This window comes from Paenibacillus dokdonensis, from assembly GCF_004916975.1.
GTDB classification, from domain to species: domain Bacteria; phylum Bacillota; class Bacilli; order Paenibacillales; family Paenibacillaceae; genus Paenibacillus_AQ; species Paenibacillus_AQ dokdonensis.
The window spans coordinates 808,323-819,108 of sequence record NZ_STGQ01000002.1; the positions used below are offsets into that span (position 1 = coordinate 808,323).

General features: G+C 50.5%; 6 protein-coding genes and 1 other RNA gene. 6 read left to right on the plus strand and 1 reads right to left on the minus strand.

The features are described 5' to 3' along the window. The 6 genes from gpmI to ssrA all read left to right on the plus strand — a co-directional run bounded on the left by gpmI (position 1) and on the right by ssrA (position 7,549). Complete coding sequence (gene gpmI / locus E6W40_RS21735; RefSeq protein WP_136607674.1) at positions 1 to 1,545, plus strand: 2,3-bisphosphoglycerate-independent phosphoglycerate mutase; 1,545 nt, start codon at positions 1 to 3, stop codon at positions 1,543 to 1,545. A gap of 66 nt (positions 1,546 to 1,611) precedes the next feature. Continuing rightward, entirely contained in the window at positions 1,612 to 2,898 is a 1,287-nt protein-coding gene (eno, locus tag E6W40_RS21740) for a phosphopyruvate hydratase (protein WP_136607675.1), read from the plus strand. Between the two features lie 214 nt (positions 2,899 to 3,112). Next, positions 3,113 to 3,346 carry a preprotein translocase subunit SecG gene (secG, locus tag E6W40_RS21745; RefSeq protein ID WP_136607676.1) on the plus strand — a complete coding sequence of 78 codons (234 nt, stop codon included), beginning with the start codon at positions 3,113 to 3,115 and terminating at the stop codon, positions 3,344 to 3,346. 240 nt (positions 3,347 to 3,586) lie between these two features. After that, positions 3,587 to 6,271: a ribonuclease R gene (rnr, locus tag E6W40_RS21750; RefSeq protein WP_136607677.1), complete on the plus strand. Its 2,685-nt coding sequence runs from the start codon at positions 3,587 to 3,589 to the stop codon at positions 6,269 to 6,271. Positions 6,272 to 6,460: 189 nt separating this feature from the next. Next, on the plus strand, positions 6,461 to 6,943 hold the full coding sequence (gene smpB / locus E6W40_RS21755; RefSeq protein WP_136607678.1) for an SsrA-binding protein SmpB: 483 nt from the start codon (positions 6,461 to 6,463) through the stop codon (positions 6,941 to 6,943). A gap of 239 nt (positions 6,944 to 7,182) precedes the next feature. Continuing rightward, positions 7,183 to 7,549, plus strand: a transfer-messenger RNA (tmRNA) gene (ssrA, locus tag E6W40_RS21760). A 218-nt stretch (positions 7,550 to 7,767) separates the two neighbouring features. On the opposite strand, the gene E6W40_RS21765 is transcribed toward ssrA, so the two are convergent. Beyond that, on the minus strand, positions 7,768 to 10,734 hold the full coding sequence (locus E6W40_RS21765; RefSeq protein ID WP_136607679.1) for an S-layer homology domain-containing protein: 2,967 nt from the start codon (positions 10,732 to 10,734) through the stop codon (positions 7,768 to 7,770). Positions 10,735 to 10,786: the final 52 nt, after the last annotated feature.

Sequence of the window (10,786 nt, forward strand, 5' to 3'; positions counted from 1 at the left end):
ATGACCGCACCTAAACCGGTAGCACTGATTATTATGGACGGATTCGGACTTCGCGGCACAGAGGAGGGCAACGCCGTTGCTCAGGCCAAGAAGCCCAATTATGACCGTTTGAGAGCAAAATATCCGCATACCACGCTGACTGCTTGCGGTGAAGCCGTAGGCTTGCCTGCAGGCCAAATGGGCAACTCCGAAGTGGGCCATTTGAACATTGGGGCAGGACGCGTCGTGTATCAGGATTTGACCCGGATTTCGAAGTCGATCCGCGAGGGCGAGTTCTTCGGAAACCCGACGTTGGTAGAGGCAGTGCGTGCTGCCAAAAACAACGGCAAGAAACTGCACCTGTACGGCCTTCTCTCGGACGGCGGCGTACACAGCCACATTGAGCATTTGTTCGCTATGCTCGATCTCGCCAAGAAAGAAGGACTGGATGAAGTATATATCCACGCCTTCCTTGACGGACGCGATGTGGCTCCGGATTCCGGCAAGAAGTTCGTTGAAGATCTTCAAGCCAAAATTAAAGAAGTAGGCATCGGCAAGATTGCGACCGTACAAGGCCGCTATTATGCAATGGACCGTGACAAGCGCTGGGAGCGTGTAGAGAAATCTTACCGTGCGATCGTGTACGGTGATGGACCTAAATACACCGATCCTCTGGAAGCTGTTACGGAATCCTACAACAAATCGGTATTCGATGAGTTTGTAGAGCCTACGGTTATTGTGGATGAGAACGGCCAGCCGGTATCTCTTGTGGAAAGCGGCGATTCTGTCGTGTTCCTCAATTTCCGTCCGGACCGTGCCATTCAGCTGTCCCAGGTATTCACGAACAAGGACTTCCGCGGTTTTGACCGTGGACCGAAGTTCCCTGAGAACCTTCATTTTGTATGTCTGACGCTGTTCAGCGAGACGGTGGAAGGGTTTGTGGCTTACGAGCCGAAAAACCTGGACAATACGCTTGGTGAAGTGCTTGTTCAGAACAACAAAAAGCAGCTTCGTATTGCGGAGACGGAAAAGTACCCGCATGTTACCTTCTTCTTCAGCGGTGGACGCGATGTTGAGCTTCCGGGCGAAACGCGCATCCTGATTAATTCGCCGAAGGTTGCAACCTATGATCTGCAGCCTGAGATGAGCGCTTATGAAGTGGCAGATGCCTGCGTGAAGGAAATTGAGGCTGAAAAGCATGATGCGATTATCCTGAACTTTGCGAACCCTGACATGGTTGGACACTCCGGCATGCTGGAGCCGACAATCAAGGCCGTTGAAGTGACAGATGAATGCATGGGTAAAGTTGTGGATGCCGTCATTGCCAAAGGCGGGGTAGCGATTATCATCGCGGACCACGGTAACGCCGATATGGTATTTGATGAAAATGGACGTCCGTTTACAGCACATACGACCAACCCGGTACCGTTTATTTTGACAGCTGATAACGTGACACTGCGTGAGGAAGGTATCCTGGCCGATGTGGCTCCTACCATTCTCGATCTGATGCAGCTGCCGAAGCCTGCTGAAATGACCGGAGAATCGATGATTGCAAGCCGTAAATAGGCGGTATAATGATATAGATGAGATTTAACCTGGACTAAATATGAACGACAAAGGAGAACAAGTACTATGACTATTATTTCTGACGTGTACGCACGCGAAGTCCTCGACTCCCGCGGCAACCCGACTGTTGAAGTTGAAGTTTATCTGGAATCCGGCGCTATGGGCCGCGCAATCGTACCATCCGGCGCATCTACAGGCGCTCACGAGGCTGTTGAGCTTCGCGATGGCGACAAATCCCGTTACCTCGGTAAAGGCGTTCTGACTGCCGTTAATAACGTAAACGAAATTATCGCACCTGAAGTTATCGGTATGGACGCTCTTGACCAGCTCGGCATCGACAAAATGATGATCAAACTGGACGGAACACCAAACAAAGGTAAACTGGGCGCGAACGCTATCCTGGCTGTTTCCATGGCTACTGCACGCGCAGCAGCTGACGCTTTGGACCTGCCGCTGTATGTATACCTCGGCGGATTCAACGCTAAACAACTGCCTGTACCTATGATGAACATCGTTAACGGCGGCGCTCATGCCGACAATAACGTAGACGTGCAAGAATTCATGGTTCTGCCAGTGGGCGCTCCTACTTTCAAAGAAGCACTTCGTACAGGCGCTGAAATCTTCCACAGCTTGAAAGACGTACTGAAGGGTAAAGGCCTCAATACTGCAGTAGGCGACGAAGGCGGCTTTGCTCCTAACTTCACTTCTAACGAAGACGCATTGTCCTCCATCATGGAAGCTATTGAAAAAGCCGGTTACAAACCAGGCGTTGACGTATTCCTCGGCATGGACGTGGCTTCGACCGAGTTCTACAAAGACGGTAAATACCATCTCGAAGGCGAAGGCAAATCCTTCACTTCCGCAGAATTCGTTGATCTGCTCGCTTCTTGGGTCGACAAATATCCGATCATCACGATCGAAGACGGATGCTCCGAAGATGACTGGGAAGGTTGGAAGCTTCTTACCCAGAAGCTTGGCAGCAAAATCCAACTCGTTGGTGACGACCTGTTCGTTACAAACACAGAGCGCCTAGGCAAAGGCATCGATGAAGGCATCGGTAACTCGATTCTGATCAAAGTGAACCAAATTGGTACACTGACTGAAACCTTTGATGCTATCGAAATGGCAAAACGCGCTGGCTACACAGCTGTTATCTCCCACCGTTCCGGTGAGTCCGAAGACAGCACCATCGCTGACATCGCTGTTGCAACCAATGCAGGCCAAATCAAAACAGGTGCACCTTCCCGTACCGACCGTATTGCGAAGTACAACCAATTGCTCCGCATTGAGGACGAATTGGCTGATCTGGCTCAATACAACGGCCTGAAATCCTTCTACAACTTGAAAAGATAATTGCAGCCCTCGTGCTGAATAAAAGCTGTTCCGGCTTTATGCCGGAACAGCTTTTTTGTTCTTTTTTCTGCCAAAGGGAGGGGGAAGTCCTTGTTTTAGGAAATGGGCTATGGTACAATAAAAATGCTGTTTATGGACGATGAATTTGCATTTATTAGAGGGTTTTGAAAAAATCCCATATAAGATGATGTTTAGCTATTAGGAGGTGGAACGAATGGATATCTTATTGAAAGTGCTGCTTGTGGTTTTCTCTGTTGCTTTGATCGCAATTGTTCTTTTGCAGAAAGGGAAAAGCGCAGGTCTGGCCGGTGCCATCTCCGGTGGCGCAGAACATCTTTTCGGAAAAACGAAAGCACGCGGCATGGACTTGGTCTTGCAGCGCGTGACGGTGGTTGTCGCAGCCTGCTTCTTTATTCTGGCCATTCTTACGGCTGTCTTTGCGAAATAATATAGCTGATTTGAGAAAACCTTCGCTCTTGCAATGAAGATGAGCGGGGGTTTTTTGATATATTGAAACCGGCATACGACCGCCACTTTCAGCAGTATTCAGGGTGCTGGCAGGGATGTAAACGATTAAATTCGTGTATACTAGGGTATGTGTATACTAAAGCGGCAAAAACATTATGAATCAATACATAGATACTTGCGGAAGGATTACTCCAACTGCGAGTCAACCGAGGAGATAATCATGATAACGGAACAATCAATACTGGATTTGATGCAGGAACCGGATTATAAACCAATGACCTATCAGGAGCTTGAGAAGCATTTTGCAATCGCCGATGCGGTGGAATTCAAGGAATTCCTGAAGCTGCTGAACGCGCTTGAGCAGCAAGGGAAGATCATGATGACACGTTCGGACCGTTATGGTCTCCCAGAGCGTCTGGATTTGCAGCGCGGACGGCTGCAGATGCATGCCAAGGGCTTTGCATTCCTGATTCCCGAGGATAAGGAGCATCCGGATGTGTATATCGGAGCCCATGATCTCATGGGCGCCATGAACGGCGATACAGTGCTTGCCCGCGTTACAACCCGGGGACCTGCAGGCGGCAAGCTTGAAGGTGAAGTCGTGAAGATCGTTACACGCGCTGTCAGTCAGGTTGTAGGCGTATTTCAGGGGCATGAAGCATACGGCTTTGTGCTGCCGGATGATAAGCGGATTGTACGCGATATTTTCATCCCGAAGGAGTCGATCGCAGGCGCGGTAGACGGGGATAAGGTCGTTGCGAAAATCATCAGCTATCCGGAAGGGCGTACGGCGGCGGAAGGTGAAATTGTCGAGGTTCTGGGACATAAGGATGACCCAGGCGTGGATATTCTATCCATTATCCGCAAGCATCAACTGCCAGAGGGCTTCCCTGAGGAAGTTATGGAAGAAGCGGAGAATGCTCCGGATTCGATCACCGATGAAGAGATCGCAAAGCAGGGCCGCCGAGACCTGCGCGGTAAAAAAATCGTCACTATCGATGGCGAGGATGCCAAGGATTTGGATGATGCCGTTAACGTGGAGCGTCAGGAGAATGGTCATTTCCGTCTAGGCGTTCATATTGCTGATGTCGGCTACTATGTGCGGGAGAACTCTGAGCTCGACAAGGAAGCATATAATAGGGGCTGCAGCGTATACCTCGTAGACCGGGTTATTCCGATGCTGCCGCATCGTCTCTCCAACGGAATCTGCAGCTTGAATCCGCAGGTGGATCGTCTGACACTTTCTTGTGAGATGGAATTCGACGAGCATATGAAGGTTGTAAAGCATGACGTGTTTACAAGCGTCATCAAGACGAAAGAACGAATGACCTATAATAATGTGCGTAAAATCCTCGAGGATGAAGAACCTGAGCTGATGGAGCGCTACAAGGATCTTGTCGACGATTTCAGATTGATGAAAGAAATCGCATTAAGACTGCGTTCGAAGCGTATGAACAGAGGCGCGGTGGATTTCGATTTTGTGGAATCCAAGGTCATCGTGGATGAAAACGGCAAGCCGGTTGATATCGTGAAACGCGAGCGCTCGATTGCCGAGCAGATTATCGAGGAGTTCATGCTGGCGGCCAACGAGACCGTAGCGGAACATTTTCACTGGCTGAAGGTACCGTTCATCTACCGGATTCACGAAAATCCGGATCCTGAGAAGCTCCAGAATTTCATGGCTTTTGCCGAGAACTTTGGCTACCACGTTAAGGGACGGGGCAATGCTATACACCCGCGTGCGCTGCAGAACTTATTGGAGCAAATCAAGGATACCAAGGAACAAACGGTCATCAGCACGATGATGCTGCGTTCGATGAAGCAGGCGAAGTATGATGCGGACATGTCGGGTCACTTTGGTCTGGCTGCTGAGTTCTATTCACACTTCACGTCGCCGATCCGCCGTTATCCGGATTTGGTGATACACCGTGTTATTCGCGAGGTCATTGAGAGCAATAACATTTTGTCAGAGAAGCGGCAGGAGTATCTGGCATCACGGATGCCGGAGATTGCTCAGCACTCCTCCGAGCGTGAGCGCGTAGCTGTTGAAGCGGAGCGCGACACCGACCAGCTGAAGAAAGCGGAGTATATGCTGGACAAGGTCGGAGAGGAATTCGATGGCATGATCAGCAGCGTGACCAGCTTCGGTATGTTTATCGAGCTGCCGAACACGGTTGAGGGATTGATCCGTCTGGCTGCACTGACTGATGATTATTATAATTTCGATGAAGCATCCATGTCGCTGATTGGCGAGCGGACTTCGAAGATCTATCGCATCGGTGATGAGATTAAAATCCGGGTGGCGCGGGTTAACATGGACGATCACACCATCGACTTTGAACTGCTGGATATGAAGCCGCGCCGCGAGCGCAATCGCGGCGGCGGGTTTGGCGGTCGTGGCGGCGAACGCAGCGGCGATAAAGGCGGATTTGCGCGCGGTGGAGGCCGCAGCAAAAAGGCTGGCGCAGGCGACGGCAAATCCGGCCGGCCGGGTAAACGTGAGCGCACAGCGACTGGCTCCCCAGCTGCAGGTAGCGCTGGATCGGCGACGCCAGGCTCGGACAAGCGCGGCAAGCGTGGTGGCGGACGCGGTCCGGCCCCTTCGGACGCAAGCGTGGAAGCGAAACGTCCGATGGCCTTTGGCTTCGGCTCGGGCAAAGGTGGCTACAGCTCGCCTGCACAAGGCGAGAACACTAGCGGCGGACGCCGGAAGAAGACATCGGGCAGCGGTGTGTTTGTTGGAGAAGGCGCATCTTCAGGTGATGGTGGACAGAAGCGCCGCAGCGGCGAGCAGGAAGCAGGCAGCGCACCAGGCAATGGAGAAGGCGGCTTCCGCAAGCGCAAGAAGAAAAAAGGTGAAGGTAAAAACAGCACGGCGGCTTTTGTTCGGAAGAAGAAAAAATAATCGGTTAGCTGCTACGTAGTTTGTAGTTTGGTGTAAAAACAGCTGAACTTTGGGTATGGGTGGAGCCTTGCTCCACCTTGATTTTGCGGAGGTCAGTTGATACAATGGATTTCTGGTTAGATGCGTCATGAATGATGCAGAAAAGACCGGAAGTCCGGCTATTTTTGTAATGGGTGAGGAGTGAAGAGCATGGGTGGTAAGAAGAGTGACGGGAAGGTACTGGCCCAGAACAAGAAAGCTTCCCATGATTATTTCATCGAGGATACGTACGAAGCAGGCATGGTGCTGACTGGGACGGAGATCAAATCGATCCGTAACGGTAAGGCGAACATCGGTGATGCCTTCGCAACGATCCGTAATGGGGAAATTCATATTCACAACATGCACATCAGCCCGTTTGAGCAGGGAAACCGGAGCAATCCGACAGATCCGACGCGCACGCGTAAGCTGTTGATGCATAAAGAGCAGATTCATAAGCTGCTAGGTCAATCCAAGCAGGAGGGTTTCTCTATTGTTCCGCTGAAGATCTATATCCGCAACGGCTATGCCAAGCTGCTGCTGGGCTTAGGCCGCGGTAAGAAGCAGTATGACAAGCGTGAAACGGCTGCCAAGCGTGATGCACAGCGTGACATTCAGCGCGCACTGCGTGAGAAGCAGAAAATCGCGCGTTAACGCACGGTTAAGCGAGAAAACAACCAAGTTTCACCTGTATTTCCTGCATCCTCTGTGTCATTTTGGCCGGATGGTGTGATATAATAAGTAATGTAAGAGGCGCGGTTAACACAACGTCCTTTACATGACTGATGAATTTGCTTCTGATCATCCTTTCTTATGGAGGGAAAGGATGCGGAATAGATTGCTTCTTATGCTGCAGAGCAGCTCATCTAATCCGAAGAAGCCCTTTATAATAAGGGGGCGTTCTTGGATTCGACGGGGATAGTTCGAGCATAGGTTGCGGGTAGTGGGGACGCGTCCACTTCATCAACGCTAAAGCCTATTAAACGGCAAACAACAAAACAACTACGCTTTAGCAGCTTAATAACCTGTTAGCGTGCTCCTACCTAGCATCGCCCATGTGACTAGGCTAGGGGCTAACAAGTAGTGGGATACGCCGCTTCGGTCTCCGCCTGGGGTCGACGGAAGAAGATAATCAGGCTGACCCTTTTGAGATCCGGTAACGGGGAGCTTGATTGGGTGACATCAAAACTGTTACTACACCCGTAGAAGCTTATGTGGCGTTGTCTTCGGACAGGGGTTCGACTCCCCTCGCCTCCATTATGAAAATCCACAACCGATTAGGTTGTGGATTTTTGTCGTTTCCGTGTTACGTATGCGTGAGGGATCGACGCGCGCATAATATCCTTATAGGCCCCAATGACCTAATCCTTTCATCACTGTTACGTCCAGTTCTTTACTACTTATTTACAGGCTTTATTGTATGTAAGACAGGCCGCGTGCTTTTTGACTCGCGGCCTGATTTTCAAAGTGTATTTGATTTACTTCGCCAATAGATTGTACAGCACCTGCGCCATTTCCGCCCTTGTAGTCGTGCTCGTAGGGGTGAGCTTTCCAGCGTTGCCGCCGATGCTTCCCGTTTCGATCAGCAGCGTCATGGCTTCTTTTGCCCAAGAGTCGATTAGGTTAGCGTCGGTGAAATCAGAGAGCGTCCTACCGGAATGACTTTGCGGCAGTTTTCCGATGACCTTCAAGGCATTGTAGAGCAGAGTAAACATTTCCTGGCGTGTGATTTCCTTTTTCGGTGCGAACATATTATTACCCACGCCAGAGGATATGCCGAGCCGCTTTGCCGCTGCAAGATAACCGGTATAGTATGCATTGCTTGCGTCGGAGAAGTTATCCGCCGGATTAGTGTCCGCGGCTATACCATATGACTTCATTAGCATGACAAGGAAATCCCCACGGATCAGTTTGGTATCTGGGCTGTAATTCCCGCTGCTTGTTCCTGTGGTAATCTCTCTTGCGGCAATAAAGGAAACCGCTTGGCCAAACCACGTGCCTGCCGCCACGTCCTTAAAGCTAACTTGATTGTAGGCTACAGCGTAGTTACAGAAATGGGTGGTGGAGAAGGTCACGGTTCCTGTGACCGGGTCATACTGTCCGTTTGGTACGGAGACCGCCTTGCTGCTGTCGTCGATGTACCAGATCACAATGCTTTCGGGGCTTGCAAGCTCGGCCGCTGTCGGTGTATAGGGTATGGATATCATGACCGGTGCATTGGGATTATTCCTCTTTCCGCCTATACTCACTGTCAATTGGATCAGCGGCCTATCACCTATAGCTGTTTTTACGCTGTTAGGCAAACCTGATTTATCGCCCCGGCTGATGGTAATTTCAGCTTTTTGTCCTTTTGATCCACCAATATTAGCCAACATTCCCGCAGGAAGAGTTATGCCGCCTATATTGGTGTTGAAGACCAAAATACCTTTGCTATCTGGCGTGGACAGGTAGTCAATGGGAATTCCCAAGGTATAGGTATTCACTCCAGGGATGCCAGGCATGGTGATAACAATCGTTTTTTCGCCATTGGGCTTATATTCTGCCATATTTCCCAGGTCCACCGCAGCGCTGCCGGCATCCGTATTTGTAATAATAGGCAGGGTAGAACCTGACATGCCGGTTCCTGATGCAACTGCATAGTAAGTTGATGTGACAGGGGGATTTCCGCTACCGCCACTACTATCGCTACTGTTACCGCCACTACTCCCGCTAACGCTACCGCTACCGCCGCCACCATTATACATCCACTTCGCAAATAGGGTTAAGTTACCGGTTACAGTATCTATGCTGAAATTCCACGCGGTAGTATAGGATGATTCCCTATACCAGCCAACAAATGTATAGCCTGATAATGTAGGTGCAGCCGGTGCGCTTATTGTGGAGCCTGAGGGAACACCGCTTATATTTGATACAGAACTACCCTGCCGGGAGTCAAAGGTTACAGTGTAGGTTGGGGCTTGGGGAGCTACAGGAGTTACCGCTACCGATGCCGTATTGTTGACTGTATTGGGGTCATACTGGTCAGCCCTCGATATTGTCGCTGTGTCTGTTTGCGCATTCGGCGAGACAACCTCAGCTTGGAGCTTGAGAGATGGAGCCGAAGCTTGTGCGACTGTTCCGATAGTCCAATCTCCGGATATGGAGTCGTAGGTCGTTCCTGGACTTGGCGTTGCAGAAACAAATGTCAGACCGGCAGGCAGCGAATCGGTTACAACCACATTGGTTGCACGGTCAGGTCCATTGTTTGAGACAGTGACGGTGAAGGTTATCGTGTCTCCGACATTCGGTGTCGCGTTACTCACCGTATTTGCGACGGAGAGGTCAGCTTGTTGGGGAGTTACCATTACCGTTGCCGAATTGTTGCTTATGTCTGGGTCGGACTGGTCGGCTTGCGATATCGTCGCTGAGTTTGTTTGAGTATTCGGCGAGACAACTCTGGCTTGGAGCAGGAGAGATACAGGCGATGCTACCGCGACGGTTCCGACAGTCCAAGCTCCTGTTGAGGAGTTGTAGGATCCTTGACTTGGCGTTGCGGAAACGAATGTCAGACCGGCAGGCAGCAAATCGTTTACAACGACACCTGTCGCACTAGCAGGCCCATTATTTTTAACAGTGACGGTGATAGCTATCGTGTCTCCCACATTCGGCGTCGCGTTAATCGCCGTAGTTGTGATGGAGAGGTCTGCCTGTAGAGGAATTACCGTTACAGAACAGTCGTTGGAAGTGGTGGAATTGATGTTGTTAGAATCACCTGAGTAAAGTACATACCAAGTATACGTGCCGGTTACCGCCCCTGATGGGGTAAGTGTGAATCCTGTTGGAGTTGTATAAGTTCCATTTCCGTTAACGGCGACTGTCTCAGTATCAACAACGGCTCCGCTGGGAGCGTGCAGATTGAACGTAATCGTACCGGTCGGGTAATATCCTCCGGATAAATTCACGGAAGAACTGAGCACGGCGGGGGACGATCCGATCGTGGTCGAGGAGGAGGCGTTGGGTGCAAGGGTAGTATCTGCTGCGTAAACGGTAGTTTGAATTTGATTGCTGACAGTATTATTGTCCGAATTAACATCATCGGTATAGGCTGCAGCCCAGGTATATGTGCCGGCTATCAGTCCAGCGGTGGGAAGAGTGGTGGACACAGTAAATGACTTATTTCCAGTGACAGAAAAAGGAGTTGTTAATACGCCGCTGGGTGTAGTTAGTGTAGTATTAATCCAGCCGGCAGGCGCGGTCCCCCCAGTAAAAGTTACGCTCGCAGAGAGCGTGACGATACCGCTGCTGGGCAGCGTTACGTTGGAGGTTGTATTAGTAATAACAAGTGACGGCGGAGTGGCTGCAGAAACCGTGCCGGTTACAGGGAGTGCGATTGCAAGTATAACCAGGAATACAAGTATTTTTCGTAAACTCGTCGTTGTTTTAAACAGCTTTCTTTTACTCTCCATTAAAATTCCTCCTTCTTCAATGTGTTATATACTGTCTAAGCCAAGAGCATCA